Origin of the sequence: Pseudofrankia sp. EUN1h, from assembly GCF_001854645.1 — a bacterium.
In the GTDB taxonomy this organism is placed as follows: domain Bacteria; phylum Actinomycetota; class Actinomycetes; order Frankiales; family Frankiaceae; genus Pseudofrankia; species Pseudofrankia saprophytica.
The window spans coordinates 1-23525 of record NZ_MBLN01000006.1 but is presented as its reverse complement, the minus strand read 5'-3'; the positions used below and the strand labels follow the sequence as shown (position 1 = coordinate 23525).

The following is a 23525-nucleotide window of genomic DNA, read 5'->3' as shown; positions in this document are numbered from 1 at the left end:
GGGCTGTCACGGCCGGTCGCCGGGCGGGGCGGGCCGGACTGCTTCGAGCAGGAGTCGGGCGCGGTCGTTGGAGAGGGTGTGTCCGGCGGTGCGGACGCCGTGTGCGAGTGCGGTGCGGGTGACGGGTCGGCCGGTGGCGGTGAGGTGGTCGGCGACCTGCTGGGCGGCGGTGACCAACTCGGCCGAGATAGCCGGCCATCAAGACATCAATGTCACCCTTGGCTACAAGGCCGTCTACCCCGACGAGGCCGTCCAGGCACACCGTGCGTTCCTCGCCCGACGACGAGACCTACGACCCACAGAGGAATACAGGGTCCCCACCGACACCGAATGGCAAAAGTTCCTCGGCCACTTYGAACGCCGCAAGGTTTCCACCGGAATATGCGACCGCGTAGTTACGCGCGGCGGTGGCAAACTTGCGGCACGTTGCCAGCCCGCCACGCCACCCGGTAAACAGCACGTCGATCTGGGCCTGGCTCGGCGGGATACGCAACGAAGCGCCGGCTGCCCGCGCGGCCGGTTCATTTCGTCGACCGGGCACGCCAGGACATGGCCAGTCAGGTTGTGGATCTCTACCTTGTGGCGCAGGTCCAAGAACAGGAAGTAGGTTTTCAGCGCCTGCGCTCGGGACGAGCGGGTCGCCGGTGCCGCGCGGCGGAGCACCTGCCCGAAGTAGACGTCCCCGTCGGGCGGGGTCATCTCCCACAACGGGCAGCCGAACCAGGACCGGATCTGCTCCACGTGCCCGACGTCGGACCGGATCGTCTTGTCAGCCAGGCCCGCCGCCGCCCGCGCCAGCACGAACCCGGCCAGCACGTCCGTCTCGAACTCCGTGACCTCGTCAAGGCCCCCACGTGCCTTGGCTGCGGGCAGCGCCGCAGAGGCAGCACAAGCCAGTCGGGGTCGGCGGCCAGCGCCGGAGCCACACCAGCGGCGACCTCCCGCGCCGAGCGCCAATGCGTGCGGTTCGCGCAACAGAATTATGGTCGCCCGTACGGGGCTCGAACCGGCCATCGGCGCCCAACCAGCACCAGTCTGGCAACCGAACTTCAACCACATAGATCATAAACCGCATTACCGCAGGTCAGTGCCATGATCAACAATTCGGTGGACCTAACGCACCACAATAAGAACCGGACGATCATGGTCGAAGGCCCCGAAATCACCATCCGACCAGTCGCCACACGGGGCCTGACCAGCGGCGACGCCCAGTGACCGCTGGGACGGGAACATCATCCGCCGGATCAAACGACTGTTCCGAGGTTCTGGCGGGTTCGAGGGTTCCGGATGCTCCGGTCCGGATAGTCACCGTGATCGTCGGGATCGTCGTCGTGCTCACGTTCTGCTTCGGCTTCGGCAACGTCCTCGCCCTCGGCCTACGACTCGGAGTGCCCGTGTGGGTGGCGCCGCTCGTCGCGCCGGCGGTGGACCTGTCTGTCGTGGCGCTGCTGCTAAGCACCCGTCACCTTGCCCTGCACGGCGTCTACGGGTTTGTTCGGGTGTTCGTGACGGGGTGCTGGCGCGGCGGTTGATCGGGCTGAGTCGTATCCGACTTTGTCAGCCGAGTATGCATCTGTGCGTTGCGGGCGTGAGGTGCGTGATGCGGTCATTGGCGGCCAGTAGTCGGGTTGGTAGGATTGCGTGTCGAGTCGGACTGTCGCATGTCTTTGCAAACTTTGATCCAGTCCCAAAATTTCATAGGCTTGACACTCTCGGTCTGGTCTCTATGCCTCATTTTCCACGCAAGGGCCATCCAAATTAGCTGCATGAGGATGGCGAGGCCAGCGATACTGGGCGCGATCCATAGTTCGCATTGATCCTCTTTATCCTCGGCTGGAACTAGTATCAGTCCGAGGCTGACGAAGATGGAAACGATCCCTATATTGTAGCTAGACTGTACGAATTTTTTCCACCACCACCAGTTCCTGTAGCCGTCATTCTGGGCCTCGATTAGATCTTCCTTCAAGGAGTTGTCGGTATCTAGCTCTGGCGACCAATTAGTTGCGTCGGCGGCGGACCAGAGGTTCATGCGCGCGTTGAAGCTGAACTGAAGGGAGCCGATTAGCGAACAGGCCGCCAAGGCTAGGAAGATCATAGTTTCGTCAGGGAAGCGCAGCTCGTCCCTCTTTCCCAAGAGACCCACGATGGCCGCCAGGCTGAATCCTGCAAGCAGTGGAGAGGCGACGTTTCCCATGTCGCGTATGGATTCGCCGTGTCCCAAAGGAGAGGGTCGGCTCCAGTCTGAGGAATCTGTTTGAGCCATGCAACCTTCCCTCCGCGCAGGTTCTCAATCTCAGTCAAGTGACGATCTAGTCTAGACTGTGCGCGGCAAGCTTCTCCCTGCCTTCGGGGTGGTGCAAGTCGAGTCGTTGCAGAGCGAGCAGTTCTAGCGGTGGATTCTCTGGCGAGAGAATATGGCACGCATCTGTCCGGGTCTGGACGTTGTGTGGCTTCGGGTGAACGGGGAGCCGGCCACACCCTGAGTGAAGCGAAGYTGCGTGTGGGCGRCCAGGTCAAGCGGTCTGCGGCGGCTGGGCTACATAGCCGGGGCGTTGTCCAGCCGAGGTCTGCCTGAACAGCTGGAAGGGTGCTCGAGATCGAACCTGCGCGGGGACGCGTGCCGGCAACGGTCGACCTCGGCCGCGGCGGCGCTGGTGGTCGAACACCACAGCGATCGCGGCTTCGGTTGCGTTCACCGCCGATGCAGGCCTTCCMGGCAGCGCGTGTGAGCATCACCGCCGCAGCCACGGCGGCCCAGGTGACGTCGGGGCTGCGGCCCGAATGCAGCCCCAGCGGGACGGGCCGCGTCGTTGGCGCCCGTGACAGCGAGCACAGGCCGAGCCGGACACAAACGCGCTGGTCGGGACACCGAGGATGTAACGAAGAAGTTAACAAGATCGCGAAACCTGGCACGAAAACCGCCAAAAGCCCAGGTCGGGCGGCATGCGCCACCCACCCAAGGGTCGGCCGGTGGGGCGGGTGGGGCTCGAACCCACGACCGGAGGATTATGAGGATTACTCTCCGTGATACTTGCCTGGTGCCGTGACGGTGCGCGGTGTGCCGCGAATCGCCGCTAGATGCCGTCCTGTCTGGTCAACGGCGTGACCTCAAAGATCGTCGCCGGTCGACTTTCCCTTACTGTGCGTCACAGTGTCGGCCCGTGTCGCTCAGTTTGGCATCATGCCGGCGTCATAGACCCGTTGATCCCGGTCGAGGGCCTACAACGCAGCGTGATGCCGGCGTGGGGAGTCCGTTCGGCGTGCCGGACGGCGCTCGCTGCCGGCGGACCTTGGATCTCCTCGGGCCGCCGCCACGTCACTCGCCACCACCGTCGCGGTGATCACCCTCGCGCCCGGCAGGCGGGCACGCACACGACGCGCGGTCGGAGCAAGCTCGGGGACGGCCTGCTCAGGCGGCTTCGCCGGTTCGGCGTCGGGGCGACGGTGACGTAGCCGCCGCTGGCGTCACAGGCGGCCACGGCTTCCGGATCTCCGCCTCCGGTATCACGTCCCCGTGTCGTCGTGCGTCCCCCTACGTCGATGATGGTCCTGCTCGTGCTGCCGGATGAACGAGGCGGGGGTAGCGATGCGGGTGCGGCTACTGGCGGCGGTCCAACACCGGCTGGACCGGTTCATCCAGACCCAGGACCCGGCGGCGGTCCTGGACAGCGAGGCGACCGCGCAGGCGCGGGAACTGTTGGCCGCGGTTCCCGATCCGGCGGCGGACCTCGAGGTGGCGTTCGCGGTCGGCTGGCTGCACTGGTTCCGTTACCAGGCACTCGACGCGGGCGACGACCAGGAGGACCTCGCTGCCGCGGTGCGCCTGCTCGCGCCGGTGTACCTGGCTTCGCCCGATGCCGTACCCGAGCAGGTACGAGGCTTCTTCGAGCAGTCCGCGGGCACCGGCCAGCCTCCTACCGCAGCGAAGGACGGACCGCGGACGTGGGCCCGCGACGGCGTCCGTCTGCTGCGACATGGCAGGTCGACGGGCGACCTCGCCTCCGTGGAGGGGGCGGTGCGGCTGCTGCGACAGGCGGTCGACGCGACGTCGGCTAACGACGAGGCGCGCCCGCGGCGGCTGTCCAACCTTGCCGCGGCCCTGCTGGCCCGGTATTCACAGGTCGGCGTGCCAGCCGACCTGGACGCGGCCGTGGAGATCGGCCGTCAGGCAGTGGACGCGGCCGCGGTGGACGACGACCATCTCGCCGCGATGCTCTCGAACCTGGGTGGTGCGCTCCGTGCCCGCTACGAGCGCACCGGCGCTCCGTCCGACCTGGACGCGGCGGTAGACCTCAGCCGCCGGGCCGCCGACGCGACCCCCCTCGGCCATCCCGACCGTGCGGAGCGCCTGTCGAACCTCAGTGCCGCACTCCAGCGACGCTTCGGTCGCACCGGAATGCCAGCCGACCTGGACGCGGCGGTGGAAAGCAGCAGCCAGGCGGTCGACACGGCTGGACCCGACCACCCGGACCGGGGCGCGATGCTGGCGAACCTGGGCACGGCGCTGCGGAGCCGTTTCGAGCGCACCCAGGTGCGCGCCGATCTGGACGCCGCGGTCGACGCCGCCCGCCAGGCTGTCGACGCCACCTCACCGGCCCGCGCCGATCACGCTGTCTACCTGTCGAGCCTCGGGATCGCTCTGCTGACGCGCTTCGAGCAGATCGGCGTCACGGCCGACCTGGACGCCGCGCTCGACGCTGGCCGCCGGTCCGTTGACGCCATGGCAATGGGCCATCCCGACCGGCCGGGGCAGCTGTCCAATGTCGCCGCGGCGCTGCAGCGGCGCTTCGGGCACACCGGCGCGCTGGCCGACCTCGACGCCGCCATCGAGGTCGGGCGCCAGGCGATCGACGCCGGACCGCCCGGGGACCCGGAGCGGGCGCGGTATCTGACCAACCAGACCAGCGCGCTCTGGACGAGGTTCGGCCGCACCGGGTCACTCGCGGACCTGGATGCCGCCGTGGACGCCGGTCGCGCGGCCGTCCGCGCCACCCCGACCGGCCACCCGGACTGGCCCGGGCGCCTGTCGAACCTCGCCGCAGCGCTGCAGCGGCGCTTCGGACAGACCGGCACGCTCAGCGACCTGGACGCGGCCGTCGACATCGGCCGCGAAGCGGTCGGCGCCACGCTGCCCGGCCATGTCGACCGCGCCGTGATGCTGACGAACCTGGGTGGCTGCCTTCGGGCGCGTTTCGAGCGGACCGGGCTCCTCACGGATCTGGACACCGCCGTGACCGCCGCCCGAGCGGCCGTCGACGAGACGCCGGCGGGCCATACGGAACGGGCGGGGCGTCTGTCGAACCTCGCGGTCGCGCACCTGACGCGGTTCACCCGGACGGGGACGCCCTCGGACCTGGACAGCGCGGTCGAGATCGGACGCCGGGCCGTGGAAGCCACCCCGTCCCACCATCCGGACCGCGCGCTGTACTTGTCCAACCTGGGCGCGGCGCTGCTCACCCGGTCCGAGCGAGCTGAGTCGTCACCGGACCTGGACGCGGCGGCCGAGGCCAGCCGGCAGGCGCTCGACGTCACGCCGCCTGATCATCCCGACCGTGCCGTCTATCTGTCGAACCTCGCGACCGCGCTGCTGACGCGGTTCGACCGGCACGGCGARCCGGCGGATCTGGATGCCGTGGCACAGGCCGCCCAGGAGGCGGCCGGCCTCGTGGTCGCGCCGCCGCGGGTGCGGGCGGTGGCTGCCCGGCAGTGGGGCAGGTCCGCGGCGCTGCGTGGGCGGTGGGACGAGGCGGTCGTGGGCTTCGCGGCAGCCGTGGAACTGCTCGGCGAGCTGGCCGCGCGGGAGTCGTACCGTGCCGACCAGGAGGACCTGCTCGCCGAGGTCGGCGGCCTCGGCGCCGAGGCCGCGGTGTGCGCGGTCCGCGCGGGCGACCCGGCGCGCGCGGTCGAGCTGTTCGAACAGGGACGAGGGGTGCTGCTCGCGCAGGCACTGGACGCGCGCGCCGACCTGAGCGCGCTGCGAGACCGGCAGCCGGCAATGGGCGACCGGTTTGGCACCCTGACCGCCGAACTGGCGCGCCCCCCGCACGCGGCCGTGCCCTGGACCGCTGATCTCGCGGCGGCCGACGAAGTGGAGCTGTCCGCGAGGCGTCGGCGTGCGGCGCGGGAGGAGCTCGACCGCCTCGTCGCCGACATCCGTGAGCTGGATGAATTCCAGGAGTTTCTGCGGCCGCCGAGGCTGGCCGAGCTGGTTCACGCCGCCGCCGGTGGCGCGCTGGTACTGGTCGCCGTCTCCAGGTACGGCGCGTATGGGATTGTTCTGTCCGGCGACGGCCTCGCCGAACCGCTGGAACTCGCCGGGCTGACTCCGGAATCCGTCGCGGCGCAGGTAACGTCCTTTCTCACCGCGATGGACCTCGTCGGGTCGGCGACGAACCGAGACGAGCGGACACAGGCACGGGCTGGTGTCACCCAGACKCTGGGCTGGCTGTGGGACCATCTCACCGGCCCGGTGCTTGACCAGCTGGAGATCCTCGGCGTTCTGCCCGGCGCCGGCGAGGCAGCTCCTCCACCACGGGTGTGGTGGTGCCTGTCCGGCCCGCTGTCCTTTCTGCCCGTGCACGCCGCGGGATGGTTGGACACCGGCGCTGGCAAAGGACAGTCCACGGCGCTCGACCGGGTCGTATCGTCGTTCATACCGACGCTGCGCGCTCTGATCCACGCGCGGCGCAGAGCCACGCCGGGCTCGTCGCCAGAAGGCGGGACGCTGGCGGTCGCCATGCCGAGAACGCCGGGCGCCTCCGACCTTCCCGGCGCCAAGGCCGAACTGGCGGTCGTGGTCGCGCACCTGGGCGGCGACGCCAGAACACTCGTCGGCGAGCAGGTCCAACGGGAGACGGTCCAGGACGCGCTGCCCGCGGCGACGTGGGCGCACTTCACCTGTCACGGCTACAGCGACCTCGCCGCCCCGTCGAGTAGCCGGCTGCTCCTACACGACCACGCGGACAGACCGTTCAGTGTGGTGGAGGTCGCGCGGCTGCGCCTCGAGCACGCCGACCTGGCTTATCTGTCGGCCTGTTCCACAGCCCGCCCCGGCGGCCGGCTCGCCGACGAGGCAATTCACCTCGCCTCAGCGTTCCAGCTCGCCGGCTACCGGCACGTCGTCGCGACGCTCTGGCCAGTGCCTGACCGGCCGGCCCGGCGCGCGGTCGACGTCATCTACGGCCGGCTCGTCCGTGACGGCCAGCGCGACGCGAGCCGCGCGCCCGACGCCGTCCACGCGGCGGCCCACGCGTTGCGCGAGCGATACCCGGCCTATCCCGATATCTGGGCTGCGCTCATTCATTCGGGTCCGTGATGCTCCGGCCTGAGCACAACTTCGGAGGACGGCTATGAGAACGGGTGGGCCACCATCGCGCGGTCCAGGCGCCTGCCCCGAGCCTTCGGTGGCCCACCCGGCTCCCGTTGCGACGGTCCCCGCACAGCGTCCCCCCGCGGAGCTGTGCAGGGACCGTCTCATTGATCGGACCACAGACGACGTCGTCTCACCTGGAACCCTGGAAGGCCCTGGAACACACTGATAGGCACGGCATGAACGTCTGGTGCGGGTCCGCCGCGCCGCAGGATGCTCCGTTTGTTCCCGCCTGGCCATTCCGCCGAAGCGTTGCGTGCGCTCGCCAGCGATGTGCCAGGATCGTTGCGGCGGCCGCCAGCGCGAGCGAAGGACGACACCGGGGGGCTCATGGCGGGCGACGGCGCAGGTCCCCTGATCGCGCCCGAACTCGTCGTGCACCTGTTCGCTCCGGCGGGCGGTCCCCACGCGGCCGAGACGTACGGCTACCTTCGCCGAGCCTGGTTCGCCTGTCGCGACGAGTTCGGCATGCGGCACCCCATCCCGGCGCTCGACCTGCCCCGCGACCCGCCCGAGCGGCACCGGCCGGAGCCTGGCGCGATCGATGAGTTCCTCGCGGCGCAGGCGCACGCCGGCGAGGGCGTGTTCCAGGCTCTGCTGCGTCGCGCCCACGACGTCCTGTGCCTGTCGATCATGCTCGCTCCGTCACCGGCGACCTCGCCGAGCTGGGTGGAGCTGCAGCGGCGGTGGGTGCGAGCCTGCGGTCCCATCCCCGGCGGACTCCTCGGCGCGGCCGAGATCTACCAGGCCCGCCTCGCCGATCCGGAGACCTCCCACGTCGAGCCGGCCCACCCGCTGGCGGCGGCCTGTCGGGAACTGCTCCCGGCGCCCACCCCACCCGTCTGGTTCGACAACCTTGGCGTGGCGACGCCCCAGGGGTTCGCCGTCTGGGAGGCGGAGCGCGACGAGGAGGCGAGGGCACGCCGACGCATCGTCGTCCTCGCGCCGAACGACCGCGACGACGAGTTGTCGGCCTGGACCTGGAGCCGAGGGGACGCCGCGATCACGCCCTTCGCCCGCTACCTCATGCACGCGGCCAAGCTCCGCTATCACCTGCGGGTCTGGGCGGGTGGCGACCCACTGCGCACGGTGCGAGACCGCACCGACCAGCTCACCGAGTCGGTGGCGGGGCTGCTCGACGAACAGCTGGCGGCGGGCGGCGCCCTCCCGCGCCAGGACGAGGGCCGGACACGCACCGGCGACCTGCGCGCCCAGGCGCTCCACCTGGCCCTGTCCATGACGCGAGTCCGCGAGATCAGACACTCGGTGGAGATCGCCGGGTACAACCTCGCGCAGTACGCGCCCCCGGCCGACGCTCACGGCGGCAACGGAGGCGGGTTGTTCGCCGACGACCGTGACCTGGCCTCCTGGTTCCCCCAGCAGCTCGACGACGACCTGCGCTACGCGGACGCGTCGGCCGAGCGCGCCCAGAGCGCTCTCGACGCCGCCGAGCGGGTGCTGGACCCGCCACCCGCCCACCGCGGGATCGCCGAGCCTGACTCCGGACGGCCCCTGCCCGAACCCCCGGCCCAGGCTCGGGGTGAGCCGGGACCGGCGGCCGTGCCGGCCCCGCGGGGCCTCACGCCCCCCCGGCTACCGGGGCCGGCTCGGGTACTCGCGCTCGCGGACGAGTGGCTGCCCGGGCGAGGCGGCCTCAGCGCTCTGAACCGTTCCCTGTGCGCCGCGCTGGCCGAGGCCGGGGCCGAGGTGTACTGCGTGGTCCCCGGGGCGACGCCCGAGGAGCGGTCCGACGCCGACCGGGTCGCCGTGCGGCTGGTGGACGCCCCCGCCCTGCCCGGCGCGGCGCTGCGGGACCTGCTGATGCGCCGGCCGCCGCTGCCCGACGGCGTGCTGCCCGACCTGGTCCTCGGGCACGGCCGCATCACCGGCTCGCACGCGAAGGCCGTGACAGAGGACCACTTCCCGGCGGCCCGCCGGGTGCACATCGTCCACACGTCGCCCGACGAGACCGACTGGTGGCGCCCCGACCGCGGCGAGGACACGGGTGCGGTCGCCGAGACCCGCACCGCGGACCAGGTCGCGCTCAGCCGGGACGCCGCCGTCGTCGTGGCGGTCGGCCCACGGCTGCACCAGTGGATCAGCCGCGAGCTGTCCGTCTTCGACGACGCCCCCACACCGCTGCGCCTCGACCCCGGTTTCGACTACACCGACCAGGCACCGCGCCGGCCTCCGCCGGGAGTCCCGCAGGTGCTCATGCTCGGCCGCCTCGAGGACGCCAGCACGAAGGGCCTCGACCTCGCCGCCCGCGCCGTCGGGCACGCCGCGGCGCTGCGCGCCCCGGCGGATCCCCCCATCGAGCTGCTCCTGCGCGGCGCGCCCCAGGGACAGGCGCGGGTGATCAGGGAACAGGTCCTGGCGTGGGCAGGGCGCCCCGGGCTCGCCGTGACCGTGCGCAACTACTCGCCGGACACCGAACGGCTCGGGCAGGACCTGCGCAGGGCGAGTCTGGTCCTGATGCCCTCGCGCGCGGAGGGCTTCGGGCTGGTGGGCCTCGAGGCGATCGTGGCCGGAACACCGGTGCTGGTCAGCGATCACAGTGGCATCGGCGACCTGCTGCGGGAGGTGCTGCCCCCATCGGAGGCCGACCGTCTCGTCGTGCCGGTCGGGAACGACGAACGCGACGCCGAGGAATGGGGCCGCAGGGTCCACGACGCTCTGCGCGACCGCCCGGCGGCGTTCAGCCGCGCCGAATCGGTCCGCCGCGCCATGCGCGAGCACCGGACCTGGGCTACGGCCGTCACCCGTCTCCTGACCGCTTTCGAGCTGTCGAGGCCGGCGGGCGACGACCGCTGAAATCCCAGCCGGACCGCGGCTACCGGACCATGGTGAGATTCGGCTCCATTTCCGCGCTCCTTTCGCAAAGCATTCGCCACGGCTCTGAATGCCGGTGCAGCCTGCATCTTTCTGGGAAGACCGGGCCTTTTCATGCTCGGTTGGTCTGCCTCGAGCAGTGCAGCACCGGCCACCCGCCGAGGCGGGTCGCGGCTGGAGAAGGCTGGAATATCCTGAACAGCGCGGTGTGCACGCACTCTGCCACCGGACGTGAGGGAGGAACGGTGGGCGACGGGGGCTCACCATTCGCGCGCCTGGATCCGCCGGCGGCCCGGGAACGGTTCGCCGCCGAGCTCACCCAGGCGATGCTGGCCTCGGAGCGACGGCTGGGCCGCAGCTTCGACCGCGCCGAGCTGGCCAAACGGCTCAGCGTCTCGCGAGCCAGCCTGTACGCCTACCTGAAGGGGACGACGCTGCCGAGCAGCGCGGTCCTCGACCTGCTCCTCACGGCGATCGCGATCGCGGGCCCGGACGCGGGCCGGCTCGCCACGCTGCGCGACGACGCGGAGATCGCCCAGAAACTGCGCAGGACACGCTCCTCGCCGGCGGCGTCCCGGCAGGACTCCTCGTCCGACCGGCGAAGCGGCCCGCCAGATCCGGCCGGTGGCGAGCCGGCAGCCAGTGCCGCCGGCCCGCGACCGGCCGTCAGCCTCAGCAAGACCGCGGCGCATCCCCTGCCGCATCAGCTGCCCCTGGTGACCCACGCCGTTGTCGGGCGCCACATCGAGCTCGCGGCGCTCGACCGGCTCGCGACGGGAACGGACAACGAGCCGCCCGTCGCCCTGATCACCGTCGACGGCACGGCGGGCGCGGGCAAGACCACGCTGGCCGTGTACTGGTCCCAGCAGGTCGCCGACCGCTTTCCCGATGGCCAGCTCTATGTGGACCTTCGTGGGTTCGGCCCGGGCGACCCGATGGAGCCCGGGACAGCGCTGCACGGTTTTCTGGTGGCTCTGGGCGCGGACCCGGCCGCCATCCCCCCGAGTCTGGAGGGGCGTTCGGCGCTGTTCCGCAGTCTGATCGCCGGGCGGCGCGTCCTGGTTCTCCTGGACAATGCCCGGTCGACGGAGCAGGCTCGCCCCCTGCTGCCCGGATCGCCGAGCTGTCTGACCATCGTCACCAGCCGGACCAGACTTGAGGGACTGATCGTCCGCAACGGTGCCGGACACGTGGCGGTGGGGGTGCTTCCGCACCCGGGTGCCGTCACACTGCTTTCGACCCGGCTCGGCGCAGGCGACCACGAGGTTGGTCCCGAGCTCGATGAACTCGCCAGGGAATGCGCCTGCCTCCCGCTCGCGCTGAGCCTCGCGGCCGCCCGCGTCGGCGGGTCTTCTCGCGAGCTGCTCCGGGACCTCCTCGCCGAACTTCGCCAGTACCGGTCCCGCCTCGATGTCCTCAGCTCCGACGAGGCCGATCTGGACCTGCGGACCGTTTTCCAGTGGTCCTATGCGACGCTCGGCTCGTCGCMGTCCCGGCTGTTCGCGTTGCTCGGCATTCATCCAGGACCGGATATCGACCGGTCCGCCTGCGCCGCGCTGCTTGACAGTCCGGAAGGTTCCAGCCAGGCGTTGCGTCAGCTCGCCCGTGCGAATCTGCTCGTCGAGCACAGACCGGGCAGGTTCACGTCACACGACCTGCTGCGCGGGTTCGCCCAGGAACTGGCGGCGAGCCTCGACCCCGCGCAGACCAGGGCGGCGCTGGAACGGATGCTCGACTACTACCTCTCCACCGCGCTGAGGGCCGACGCTGTCTCCCAGCCGTGGGTCAGGTTCCGGTCCGCGCCGACAGCCGGCGCGGAGCCGGTGCCGGCGGCGGCCGCGGACCGCCCGCCGGGCGGCGCCGCGTCACCCGAGCCGTTCAGCGGGCCGCGGCCCTCGATCGCGACCCACGATGAGGCGATGGCCTGGTTCGAGGAGGAGCTGCCCATTCTCCTGTCGCTCGTCGGGACCGCCGCCACGCAGGGCTTCGAGTCGCACGCCTGGCGGCTTGCCTGGGCGCTCATGGTCTTTCTGCGCCGCACCGGACGGCGCACCGAGCGGGAGGACGTGCAGCGGGCGGCCGTCGAAGCCGCCGACCGGGTGGGGCACGGACATGCGCGGGCGGCGTCGCAGCGCAAGCTGGCCGACGCGCTCGCTCGGCTCGGCCAGCAGGCCGAGGCCCGGGCGCTGCTGTGGGACGCGCTCGCCGCGTTCACCAGGCTGGGAGACACGGACGGCGCCCGCCAGGTCCACCTGTCGTTCGCGCGTGTGTTCGAGGCCGGGAGTCGTTACGCGCAGGCGCTGCACCACGCGGCCACCGCGCTGGACCTCGCCTGCGGCGGGCCGGTGTCCGCGTCGAGCCCGGACCGGGTGGCCGCGGAGGGCCAGCCGGTGCGGGACGGTGAGCCGTTGGCGGTCGCCGACTGTCTGAACCTCGTCAGCATTCAGCTCTGCCACCTCGGACGGTACGAGGAGGCGCTGTCGCGCGGGCTCGAGGCGCTCGCGCTGTACGACCGGATCGGCCATGTCGAAGGCCAGGCGAACATCCTTCGCCATCTCGGACGGGCCGAAGGCGAGCTGGGTCACCACGAGGCCGCGATCCGTCACTACCAGCGGTCAAGGCTGCTGGACAGGGAGCTGGGTGACCGCTACTGGGAGGCGCAGGTCATGGACCACCTGGCGGACGAGCACCTGGCACTGGGCGACGAGGCGAGCGCGCAGCACTGGCGCGGCCACGCGCTGCGGCTTCTCGAGTCGCTCTCCCACCCCGATGCCGAGACGGTCCGGGCCAAACCGCGGGTGCCCAGGTATCCCGGCCCGTCCGCGCCGCCGCCGCCGGCGGCACCGGCGACCTGAGCCGCGCGCCACCGCCGGTGCCCTGTCGTCCGGTCAGATCCCGATGTGGATGTGCGAGGCCCATCGCGACGGATGGGCCGGCCGCCTGCCGCGAAGATGCCTGATCGTGGCGTGCAGGGCCGCGGCTGGCTCGGCCGCCGCGGGGCCGGTCATCGCCGCGTAGGTGCGGTCGGTGACCGTGACGGCGCCGCTGCTGTCGATCGGCCACAGGGTGGCGATGACGTGACGGTAGCCGGCAAGCTGGAACGCCGAGGCCAGGTGAATCACCTCGTCGGTGAGCCCGTCCGTGGGAGTGGCCGTCGAGCAGGYCGACAGGAACGCGAGGTGTGCCTCCAGCTGGAGCCGCAGGACGTCCGCGACGGTGAACGGCCGTTCCCGGTGATCGTGCAGAAGCAGCCGGCTCGCCGACGGGTCGACCGGATCGGAATAGCCGTGGCAGGCGAAGTGGGCCCAGCTGACACCCGGGAGGGCCGCGTGCACCGCCTCCCATGTCGCCTGCGGGCCGGTCAGGTCGCGCACCCGGCGCGGCAGACGCCGCTGGAGCACCGCGAGTTCGGCGCCCGCCCCGGGGACACCGACCCCGGCCTGACCGGCCGGCGACGTGGAGGGCATCGTGACCGCGAGGACCTCTGCGTTTCCCGCGTCGGCGCGGGACCGGCGCGCGTGGGTCAACGCGCGCAGCGTCGGGGTGTAGGAGGAGATCACCCGGTCGAGGACCGTGGCTGGAGCGGGGTCGAGCCGCGTGTCGTGGCGACCGGCGGCGTGGACGGGCAGGAACGACAGCACCCCGGCCGTGCACCACCACAGCCGCGGCAGCTCCGACGTCTCCTCGGGGGAGCGCGGCGGCAGCAGACCGTGGTGGTCGATGTGGCGCAGGACCGGTCCGGCGAGCCGGTCCCACAGCCACGCCAGCGTCTCGGTCAGCCGTCCCTGCGCCTGGTCCCGCCGGTCCCGGCCCGCTTCCTCGTCCCCGAGGGTGGCCAGCGCGTCGAGGAACTCCGCAGCCTCCCGCGCGACCACGTCCGGAGTCATGGTCTGAAGCTCCAGCGGCTCGGCGACCTCGGTCTCGGTGACCACCAGGGCATACGAGCCGTACGGGGACACCGCGACCAGCACGACCGGTCCGCCGGCGGCCGCCCGCTTCAGCGCCGCCAGCGGCGGGGGGCGCAGGAAGCCGGCAAGATCGGGCAGGTCACGCACCTGTGCGACCAGCCCGTCGAACTCGGCGCGCAGCGCCCGGCGCTCCGCGATCAGTCGCTCCGCCCCCGCCGGGCTGGCCGCCGCGCCGACGGACGTCGTCCCTGCGCTCGGGCTCGTCCCCGGCCGGTCGAGGGCGGCGGCCAGCTCGACGAACCGGTCGTGCAGGACGGGAGCGGCCGCCAGAAGATCACTGAGGTCGCCACGGGTGTCCAGCGCCTGGCCGAGGAGCACCCCGCGGGCCTGTTCGAACAGCTCGACCGCCCGCTCCGGCCTGCGGGCGCGCACCGCGCTGACCGCGGCCTCGGAGCCAAGACCGCGCACCGCGCCGAGCAGGCTCTGCCTGTCCGACCACGACAGCTCACGCGGCACGAGCTCCTCGAGCAGCCCCGCCGCGGCCGCGAAGCCCTCGACCGCCTGCTCCCAGCGCCCGGCCGCCGCCTCGGCGCTCCCCCATGCTCCCGCCGCGAGCGCGCGGGCCCGCGGCGGAGCGGCTTCGACGTCGACGGCCTCGCGGCTGACGTCGGCCGCCTCGGCCAGGTCCGCCAGCTCCCCGGTCCGGTCGAACCGTGTGTGCAGGGTGGAACCAAGATTGAGCAGGCGGGCCGCCCGTTCCGGGTGCTCGGCGGGGGTCGCCGCGACGGCCCGTCGGTGCGCGTCGACCGCGTCGTGGAGGTCGGCCAGCGACCCGGTCCGCAGGAACATGCTGCGCAGCGACAATCCGAGGTTCGTCAGTACGGCGGGCAGTTCCGGGAGGCCGTCGGGGGCGAGCTCGACGCCGCGGCGGCCGGCCTCGACAGCGGCGACGAGGTCGGAGAGCTCGCCGGTCCGCTCGAACCGGACGTGCAGAGCCGCGCCGTGGTTCGTCAGGACGACCGCGAGGCTCGGGTGGTCGGCGGGGGTCACCTCGAGGGCCAGGCGCCCGGTGTCGACGGCCTCGTCGAGACTCGCCGGGTCCGCGGTCCGCTCGAAGCGCAGCCGCAGCGCGAACGCCAGGTTGGCKAGCTGACCAGGGCGCTCGACGTCATGGGGACGGCCCACGTCCACGGCCTGTCGCGCGGCGTCGATCGCCTCCTCCAGGTCGGTCGTGAGGCCGGTCCGCTCGTAGCGGGCCCGCAGGGCGGCCCCCAGGTTCGACAGGTACCGGGCGCGGTCCGGGTGGTCGGCGGGGATCTCCGCCACGGAGAGCAGGCCGAGGCCGACCGCCTCGTCGAGGTCCGCCAGCACCCCGGTCCGGTCGAACCGCCGGTGCAGGGCGAGCCCGAGGTTCGACAGCCAGCCGGCGCGGGACGTGTGGTCGCCCGGGACAGCCCCGACGGCCTGTCGGGCGGCGTCGACCGCGGCGTCGAAATCGGTCAGGGAACCGGTCAGCTCGGCGCGTGCGCGCAGGGCCAGGCTGAGGTTGGACAGGTAGGCGGCAGCGTCCGGGTGGTCGTCGGGAAGTGCGGCGGCGGCACGACGGGCGGCCTCGATGGACTCGTCGAGACCGGCCGGCGTCCCGGTCCAGTCGGATCTCAGGAACAGACCGGTGCCGAGCACCGACAGYCGTGACGCGCGGTCCGGATGCAGCGCCGGGGTTGCCTCGACGGCCGAGCGGCTGGCGTCGATCGCCGCGTCCAGGTCCGCCAGCGCGCCGGTCCGCTCGAACCGGGTCTGCAGGGCATCGCCCAGGGCCGACAGGTACCGAGGGTGGTCGGTGTGGTCGGCGGGGGTGGCGTCGAGGGCCAGCCGCACGGACTCCACCGCTTCGTCCAGGTCGGCGAGCGCTCCGGTCCGCGCATGCCGCAGGCGCAGCGCGACCGCTAGGTTCGCCGCCATCGCGGCCCGGGCCGGATGAGCGGACGCCGCCTCGACGGCCAGCCTCGCGGCCTGGACCGCCCCGTCCAGATCCCCGAGGCTCCCGGTCCGATCGAAGCGGCTGCTCAGGGCGAATCCCAGGTTCGTCAGCACGGCCGCACGTTCTGGGTAGTCCTCGGCGGCCGCCGCGGCGGCGGACCTGCCTGCCTCGACCGCGGCGTCCGCGTCGGCCAGGTTCCCCGTCTGCCCGAACCGGGTTCGCAGGGCGGAGCTGAGGTTCGACAGGTAGCCCGCGCGGTCCGGGTGGCCGGCGGGTGCCGCCGCGGCAGCCGCCCGGGCCGCGTCGATCGCCTCATCGAGGTCGGCCACAGCTCCGGTTGCCTCGAACCTGGCCAGCAGCGCGATCCCGACGTGGGAGAGGTAGGTGGCTCGCTCCGGGTCGTCAGCGCCGGCGCCGTCGGCCGCCGACCGGGCTGTCTTGATCGCCGACTCGACGTCGTCCGCACGCCCGGTCCGCGCGAACCTGGTCAACAGGACGGTGGCGAGGTCCGACAGGTAGGTCGAGCCGACCGCCGCACCGGCCGGCGCCGCGTCGACCGCTCCCGTCCAGGCCTCGACCGCCCCGTCCAGGTCGGCCAGGTGGTGGGTCCGTCCGTAGCGCAGGACGAGAACGAACCCCAGCCCCGACAGGATGTCGGCGCGGCGAGGATGGTCGGGCGCGGCCGCGTCCAGAGCGGCCCGGCCGGCGTCGACCGCCTCGTCGAGGTCGGCCGGGTCGGCGGCCTGCTCGAAGCGGGCGCGCAGCGCGAGCGCCAGGTTCGACAGCCGGCCCGGGCGGTCGGGGTGGCCGGGCGCGGCGGCCGCCGCCGCTGCCCGCGCGGCCGCGACCGCGGCGTCCAGGTCCGCGGGACGGCGGGTCCGCAGGGCGTCCTCGACGAGCCCGGCGGCCCGGACGGCGTCGGGCGCGTAGTCCTGCGCGGCCGGTCCCGCGCCGTCGAAATAGGTCCGCACCGGGCCGGGTACCGCCTCCGGCCGGGCCCGGTAGAGGTGGATCAGCAGGCGCAGYGCCGCGGCGCGGTCGTCGTCGTCCTCGCCGGGCGGCAGCAACGCATAGCGGTAGTAGTGCAGCCAGCCCGCCGCCGCACAGACCTCGAGGTCCTCCGCGGGTTGCRCCACCGAGGCCATGAGCGCCCTGACCTCGGCCACCGCCGAGGCGTCGAGCAGTATCGCCGGATCCTGGCTGGCCTGGAACCGGGCAAGCCGCTCCCGGACCGCTTCGAGCAGCTGGTCGCGCATCTCACCTCTGTCACCGCTCCCCCATGCGGCCCCGCAGCCCCGGGTCGTGCCAGCGCATTCCGGGCCCTTGCCAGGCAGGGGCCAGGATATCTTCTGACCGATGGAGATCGACAGTGTCGCGTGCAGAGGGGCGGGCGCTCGTGCCTATCGACGGGGAGCTGCGGCGGGAGGCACTCGAGGTGCTGGCGGAGATCGCCAGCTGGGAGGCCGGTGCGACCCGCTGGGACGAGGTCGCCGCGCTCCTCGACGCGATGGCGGAGGCTGAGGCCGCCGACGATCCCGAGGCCCTGGACGCGGCCACCGCCGAGCTCGAGGCGCTCAGCCCGTGGCGGGCCAAGGAGGCCGGAACGACGCCGAAGACACCCCCGCCGGACCCGGTCCGTGAACGTCTCAACGAGACCAAGCACCAGATCACCGGACGGGACGACGAGGCGACCGGCTCCAAGGACCCGCTTTGAGGTGACCACCAGCGGCGATCTCGACGCCGCCCATGGTCAGGGTCCGAAGTGGATGAAGGCGGACCACAGGTCGGGGTGGGTGGGGTAGCGGCGAATATCCACGCGGTACGCCGCGGCCGGGGGTCCTGACTGCCAGCGGCCTGGTCGCCTTCTCGTCGGCGGGCCACCCGGATGCCCCGCCCGGCCACCGCCGAGGCTCGGCCGCGCCGGCCGAGTCAACCGGCGAAGGCGACAGCGGTGACGTCGCGGTCGAGGACGGCGGCCTGGTGGCCGTAGGTGTTCGACCCGTCGACGCGGATCATGACGCAGAACCGGTCGATCGCCCCGACGGCATTCGAGACCGCGTGGAACTCCTGCCTGAGAAAGTGGATCGCGGCTCGGTTGGAGATCGCGGTCTGGCCGCAGATAAGAACGACCGGTCTGCTCGCCCCCGTCGGGGTGAACTTCGCGACGAGGGCGTACTCCCGCCGGCCCCGGTCCAGCGCGAACTGCTGGTCCCCGACGGTCAGGGCAGCCGAATCGGCCCTCGTCGGGTGAACCGGATGAACCGTCACGCCCGGCAGCTGGGAGGCCACGTGACCAGCCGTGCGGGAGTTCGACTCCGGGCCGCCTATGCAGAACTCGGTTCGGTTCCCGTTGCTCTCACGGAAGCCGGTCGAGGACTGGACGGAGACCGGGCAGGCGGCCTCGCTGGCCAGCACCGCGACCTCGATCATCGCGTGCACATCGTGATGGCTGGTGCTGCCGGGCGCGTCCCACTTGTTGTTCAGGATGACCAGGCAGGTGCCACCGCGTTCCAGGCCGAAGAACAGGGCCTTGCGCCGCAGCACCCGAGCCCCGCTCGCCCGCTGCCACGCCCACACGGCCCCGCCGCTGATGACACTGGTGAGGAGACCGATCACGATGTTCAGGACCGCCGCCGACACCGTTCTTACCTCCAGGTGACCAGGCCGCCGGTACGAACAGATCCTCCCATGGCGGGACACCTCAGGCATCTCGCTCGGCCGCGCTGACCGGTGGGGCGGGCCAGCCGCCGGTCAGCGCAGCGGTGTGCCACCTTCGAGGCGGCCGCCTCGCCGGTCGCGCGAGCCGCCACGCAGGCGATGACGAGCCAGGAGCAACGACGCTAACGACTCGGGAACCCGTTGCGTCGAGAAGATCCGCCCGGCCAGTTCGGGCTGGCGGGCCGACTCGCGGACGAGGGCACGCAGTGCCTGCTCACGCCGGCGGTCGCGCCGCGCGGGATGGCCGGAGGGAGGACATGGTCCTGAGGCAATGCCGTGAAGCTTAAGTCGATCTTGGATGGTTGATCTTCTGCTGTTGCTGGCCGGTGGCCTGGACATGCGCTCACTTCTGCGGGATATGCCTGCTCCGATATCTGTAACGTAACCTGGATAGAACTCTCTGGAGGAGTTACCTCGGTGACGGCTCGACGCATAGAACAAACCGTTATGGAGGGTCTGAAGGGTAGTGGAGCATCACTTGTTAACCGACGGGACCCTGAGTTTGACGTGAGCGGTCTTGGTGGTCCACTGAACTGGGGTGGATGATGGGAACATGGGGGACGGGTCCGCTTATGAGCGACAGCGCCCAGGATTTTCTTGACCAGCTCAAGGAGCTGCCCAGTCGGGAGCGGATATCCAGGGTCGAGGGGATTCTCGCCCGTGTCGCCGAGGACCCGGCGATAATTATGCGGGAGTTCGTTCCAGAAGAGGTGGTTGCTGCTGCGGCGGTCGTTGGGGCGACTGTGATCAATACATCTGCGGCGGAGTGGGTTGAAGACGAGAACCTCCGTCGGGTTGTCTCTGGAATGCCGCCGCAGTATTCGATGCTCGAGATCGCCGGGACCGCATTGGATGCTGCGATGAGCTACGGTGATTCCTGGCTGATTTCTAGTTGGAAGAGTGAAAATGATCGCCGGTCGGCCGTAGCGCAGCTCGGTGAGATCAGGGCCGCCCTTGTCTCCGATTAGGATGTAGCGCACCAAGAGCCTATTTTAATATGATCAAAACTTTGGTTATTTGATCAAGTCGTACGGTGGTATTCGCTGATCAGGAGTGTCTGTGAAGCAAAAGCTAGCTAGGTAGAGAGACGCGAGTCGGGCATGAATTTTGTGACACGCTGCGGCAGGTATCAGCCTGATGGCCGTGCCGCAGGCAGGGAAGCCCGACGACCCCGCCGTGTGGGGACCGCAGCCAGACGACGTGCTGTTGTTGGTTGGGGCGGCCGTGCTGGGGCTGCCGTAGTGGCTGGCGCTGTGTTGTCCACCATGCTGGTCCGGGCCTTTGCACCCGTGTGCAGGCTTCCGCTGTTCCTGTAGGCGTGCGCCGGGCTGGCCGCCGAGGTCGCCCTCGTCGCGGTGTTGCGGTTCGTGGCCTCCGGCCATTGAGCGTTCACTGCCAAGGAGGTCATCGACGATCGTGGGTATGGCGGGGCCTGGCGCCGAATGGGGCGCCGGCGATGGAGGCGATCCGTGCCTGTCTGGCGCTGCCGCCCGGCGGACCGCGCCGCCGGTGTTCATTGCTCACTGCTCGGTGGAAAGGCTGATCTCTTCGGTGTCGTTCCACAGGGATGCGGTGACGCCTGGGGGTGCCTGCGCGAGGACTTCACGGATGGCGGCCGCTGCGGCGGGGAGGTCGTCGCGCACGACGACGTGCAGGCGGGTTTCGTCTCGCCCGTCGGGGTATGTCGTGCCCCCGTAGGCGTCGACGTGAGTCAGGACGCCGGACCGTACGAGCCTTTTTAGGTGGGTCCTGATCGGGGCTGTCGGCCTTTGCTCACCGTTGGTGGTGACGAGTCGGAGTTCGAGATCCCACCTGTGCAGGTGGTGTAGCGGGCTGGCGCCGAACCAGCGGGTGATGATTGTTCCCTGCGCGGTGCCGCTGAGCACCTCGAGTACCCAGGCGGTCTCTACCGGGTCGGTTGGGGACTCCAGTGCGCGAAGGACGACTTCGTTGCCGTATCCGGTGTGCCGGAAGGCGTCCGCGAGTGGGGCGGTGTCCTGGTCTCGGATTGCGGCGTCGAGTGCCGAGCGGACGGCGATGTCGGTCAGTGGGGCGGCCGCCGCTACCTGGGTCGCCGTGGCTTCGGCCGCGTCGAGTAGGCCTGACAGTACGTCGAACGGGAAGGTGGTCGTCTCGGGTGTCCGGTAGGAGTGCAGGAAACCCTTTTTCGGGTCTCGTTCGGCGGTGACGGCCAGGTGCCCGTCGGGCCGGGTCACCCAGGTGATCCCCGGCAGCGGTGGCCGTTCGAGCAGGGTCCGGGTTTCGGGCCGTAGACCGTCGCCTGGCCGGGGTCTGACCTGGCGGAAGGCGGCGTCGAGGACCGGGCTGATGGCGTCGAGGGATTCGCTGCCGTCGCGCAGCAGGTAGGGAACGAGCAGGGCTGCGACGGGTCCTGGATGGCGAATGTCGGGGTCGAGCAGCGCCGATGCCCGGCAGATCAGCTCCAGTTCCTCCCACCGCAGTGTGRCCGGCATGGGATGCGCCTCGTCGAGGTAGCCGATCGTCCTACCMGTGGCGGAGCCCGGCGGGTAGATCTCCAGCGACTGGATCGCGCCGCCACCCAGCAGGATCTGCGTGCCGATCCGGTAGTCATCCCCGACGTCGACGGCGAAATCGAGCTCCTGCTTGACGTCCTCGTCCAGGACCTCGGCCCAGAACAGGTCCTCGCCCAGGCGGGCGGTCAGCGACGGAGGTAACGGCACGGTGGGCACCTTATCGACGGCGGGTCCGGCTTCGTGGTCGAGGCTTGAGCTGCGCCGGCTGGAGGGTGGCGCAGGTTCACCTTTCGCTGGTCAGGCTGATTTCCTCGGCGCCGTTCCACAGGGATGCGGTCACGCCCGGGAAACCCTGAGCGAGGCTCTCGCGGATTGCGGCCAGTGCCGCCGGGAGGTCGTCGCGTACGACTACCGACAGTCCCATTTCCGCAGGCTCCCCTGAGCGCTGCCGGTCGTGCGCGAGGTCGAAAGTCAACACCGCGGACGGCACGAGCTGCTCCACGTGGACCTTGATCATAATGCTTGGTGTGTACAGGTCTACCTCGCGGGCGGCCGCGAGCCGGAGCGTGAGATCCCACCGGCGTAGGTGGTGCAGCGGGCTGGCGCCGAACCAGCGGGCGATGATCGACCCTTGGGGTGCGGCGCTGAGCGCCTCGAGTACCCAGGCGGTCTCCACCGGGTCTGTCGGGGACTCCAATGCGCGAAGGATCACGGCGTCGTCGTAGCCCGCGTTTCGCAGGGCGTCCGCGAGCGGGGCGGGGTCCTGGTCGTGGATCGCGGTGTCGAGCGTCGACCGGACGGCCGGGTTTCGCAGGCAGGTGGCCGCTGCTACGGCTGCGACGGTGGCCGTGGCGGCGGCCAGAAGCTCCGACAGCAGGGCGAACGGGAAGTCTTCCGACGTAGGCGACCGCGGGGACTGCAAATGATCGCTCGTCGGGTCGCCCTGGACGGTGACGGCCCGATACCCGTCGGCGCGGTCAACCCAGGTGATGCCAGGTGCCAGCGGCGTATCGAGCAGGGTCCGGGTTTCGGGCCGTAGACCGTCGCCTGGCCGGGGTCTGGCCAGGCGGAAGGCGGCGTCGAGGACCGGGCTGATGGCGTCGAGGGATTCGCTGCCGTCGCGCAGCAGGTAGGGCACGAGCAGGGCGGCAACCGGCCCGGGATGGCGYATGTCGGGGTCGAGCAGCGCGGCTGCCCGGCAGATCAGCTCCAGTTCTTCCCACCGCAGCGCGGGCGACCTGGAATCCCACCATTCAACGCGCCCGACTGTCTTGCCCGCGGCCGAGCCCGGCGCGTAGATCTCCAGCGACTGGCTCCGGCCACCGAGCAGGATCTGGGTCCCGAACCGGTAGTCACCGCCGACGTCGACCGCAAAGCCCAGCTCCTGGTCGACCTCTTCGTACAGGACCTGAGCCCAGAACAGGTCCTCCCGCATCCGGGCGGTCAGCGACGCAGGCAACGACACGATGGGCACCCTATCGACGCGCAGTCCGGCCGACGGCCGAGCCATAACTCGCCCGAGGGTGTGGATCGGCGGGCCAAGGTATGACCCGACCTCGGGAACGCACCGCCGTGCCTGAGAACCAGGAGTCGGCGGCAGCTCTCAGAGCCTGTCCTGAATCTTGATGTTGTGGGCTGGCCGTGGCCCGTTCCCGATCTTCGCGGTGTGGTGGCGTGAACGGCTGGGACGGGCTGGTCACGGTCGGGACATGGGACGATCTCGCCGCTATCCCTCGGATATGTCGGATGAGGAGTGGGCGTACGTGGCGCCGCTGTTGCCGCCGGTTCCGAAGGACGGCCGGCCCGAGAGCCATGACCGGCGCGACATCGTGGACGCGATCCTGTACGTGRCCYACAACGGGATCGTGTGGCGGGCGCTGCCGGCGGACTTCCCACCCTGGAAGACGGTCTACGGCTTCTTCGACCGGTGGAAACGCAAGGGCGTCGTCATCCGGGTCCACGACGGGCTGCGCGACCAGTTGCGCCAGGCCGAGGGCCGCCGGCCGCGGCCGACCGCCGGGGTGATCGACTCCCAGTCCGTGAAGGGCGCCCAGACCGTCACCCACCCCAGCCGTGGCTACGACGCGGGCAAGAAGGTCAACGGCCGCAAGCGGTTCATCGTCGTCGACACGTTGGGCCTGCTGCTGGGGGTACTCGTGCTGCCCGCCAGCCGCCAGGACCGCGACGGCGCTCGCCAACTCCTGCTCGACCACTACTTCACC

At 71.0% G+C, this 23525-nt stretch carries 11 protein-coding genes and 3 pseudogenes; 8 read left to right on the top strand and 6 right to left on the bottom strand.

What is annotated here, in order from left to right:
- Nucleotides 1-187 precede the first annotated feature (187 nt).
- A pseudogene (locus BCD49_RS46320) lies at nt 188-391 on the top strand (tyrosine-type recombinase/integrase); the annotation flags it as partial.
- Here BCD49_RS46320 and BCD49_RS46315 read toward each other — a convergent pair.
- Nucleotides 383-873 (bottom strand): annotated as a pseudogene (locus BCD49_RS46315) (site-specific integrase); the annotation flags it as partial. The pseudogenes BCD49_RS46320 and BCD49_RS46315 sit on opposite strands and share 9 nt — an antisense overlap.
- A gap of 338 nt (nt 874-1211) precedes the next feature.
- Between BCD49_RS46315 and BCD49_RS04585 the strand changes: the two are divergent.
- A pseudogene (locus BCD49_RS04585) lies at nt 1212-1481 on the top strand (hypothetical protein); the annotation flags it as partial.
- Nucleotides 1482-1606: 125 nt separating this feature from the next.
- Here BCD49_RS04585 and BCD49_RS04580 read toward each other — a convergent pair.
- Nucleotides 1607-2194, bottom strand: a complete 588-nt coding sequence (locus tag BCD49_RS04580; protein WP_071041170.1) for a hypothetical protein — start codon at nt 2192-2194, stop codon at nt 1607-1609.
- Nucleotides 2195-3565: 1371 nt separating this feature from the next.
- On the opposite strand from BCD49_RS04580, the gene BCD49_RS04575 reads away from it, so the two are divergent.
- From BCD49_RS04575 to BCD49_RS04565, 3 genes are all read left to right on the top strand, one after another.
- Nucleotides 3566-7315 carry a CHAT domain-containing protein gene (locus BCD49_RS04575; RefSeq protein WP_027140512.1) on the top strand — a complete coding sequence of 1250 codons (3750 nt, stop codon included), beginning with the start codon at nt 3566-3568 and terminating at the stop codon, nt 7313-7315.
- A 384-nt stretch (nt 7316-7699) separates the two neighbouring features.
- Nucleotides 7700-10183 (top strand): CATRA conflict system CASPASE/TPR repeat-associated protein, encoded by a 2484-nt coding sequence (locus BCD49_RS04570; RefSeq protein WP_007513490.1) that lies wholly within the window; start codon nt 7700-7702, stop codon nt 10181-10183.
- A 263-nt stretch (nt 10184-10446) separates the two neighbouring features.
- On the top strand, nt 10447-13056 hold the full coding sequence (locus BCD49_RS04565; RefSeq protein WP_071041168.1) for a tetratricopeptide repeat protein: 2610 nt from the start codon (nt 10447-10449) through the stop codon (nt 13054-13056).
- Between the two features lie 33 nt (nt 13057-13089).
- Here BCD49_RS04565 and BCD49_RS04560 read toward each other — a convergent pair whose 3' ends face one another.
- The gene (locus tag BCD49_RS04560; RefSeq protein WP_071041167.1) at nt 13090-17346 is read right to left on the bottom strand and encodes a CHAT domain-containing protein; all 4257 of its coding nucleotides are present in this window, start codon (nt 17344-17346) and stop codon (nt 13090-13092) included.
- A gap of 113 nt (nt 17347-17459) precedes the next feature.
- Between BCD49_RS04560 and BCD49_RS04555 the strand changes: the two genes are divergently transcribed.
- The gene (locus tag BCD49_RS04555; protein WP_007513483.1) at nt 17460-17804 is read left to right on the top strand and encodes a CATRA system-associated protein; all 345 of its coding nucleotides are present in this window, start codon (nt 17460-17462) and stop codon (nt 17802-17804) included.
- A 215-nt stretch (nt 17805-18019) separates the two neighbouring features.
- On the opposite strand, the gene BCD49_RS04550 is transcribed toward BCD49_RS04555, so the two are convergent.
- Nucleotides 18020-18730: a hypothetical protein gene (locus tag BCD49_RS04550; RefSeq protein ID WP_007513481.1), complete on the bottom strand. Its 711-nt coding sequence runs from the start codon at nt 18728-18730 to the stop codon at nt 18020-18022.
- A gap of 620 nt (nt 18731-19350) precedes the next feature.
- On the opposite strand from BCD49_RS04550, the gene BCD49_RS04545 reads away from it, so the two are divergent.
- Nucleotides 19351-19776 (top strand): DUF4259 domain-containing protein, encoded by a 426-nt coding sequence (locus BCD49_RS04545; protein WP_083401248.1) that lies wholly within the window; start codon nt 19351-19353, stop codon nt 19774-19776.
- 552 nt (nt 19777-20328) lie between these two features.
- Here BCD49_RS04545 and BCD49_RS04540 read toward each other — a convergent pair.
- Together BCD49_RS04540 and BCD49_RS04535 are read right to left on the bottom strand one after the other, a co-directional pair.
- The gene (locus BCD49_RS04540) at nt 20329-21510 is read right to left on the bottom strand and encodes a hypothetical protein (protein WP_083401249.1); all 1182 of its coding nucleotides are present in this window, start codon (nt 21508-21510) and stop codon (nt 20329-20331) included.
- A 76-nt stretch (nt 21511-21586) separates the two neighbouring features.
- Nucleotides 21587-22768 (bottom strand): hypothetical protein, encoded by a 1182-nt coding sequence (locus tag BCD49_RS04535; protein ID WP_241832254.1) that lies wholly within the window; start codon nt 22766-22768, stop codon nt 21587-21589.
- 190 nt (nt 22769-22958) lie between these two features.
- Between BCD49_RS04535 and BCD49_RS04530 the strand changes: the two genes are divergently transcribed.
- Nucleotides 22959-23525 (top strand): IS5 family transposase (locus BCD49_RS04530; RefSeq protein WP_442960461.1); only part of this gene is annotated, 567 nt, incomplete at its 3' end.

Excerpts from the sequence above, each read along its gene's own strand:
- BCD49_RS04545 (WP_083401248.1), top strand. The coding sequence starts at position 19,351 with ATGATGGGAACATGGGGGACGGGTCCGCTTATGAGCGACAGCGCCCAG.
- BCD49_RS04580 (WP_071041170.1), bottom strand. The coding sequence starts at position 2,194 with ATGGGAAACGTCGCCTCTCCACTGCTTGCAGGATTCAGCCTGGCGGCC.
- BCD49_RS04570 (WP_007513490.1), top strand. The coding sequence starts at position 7,700 with ATGGCGGGCGACGGCGCAGGTCCCCTGATCGCGCCCGAACTCGTCGTG.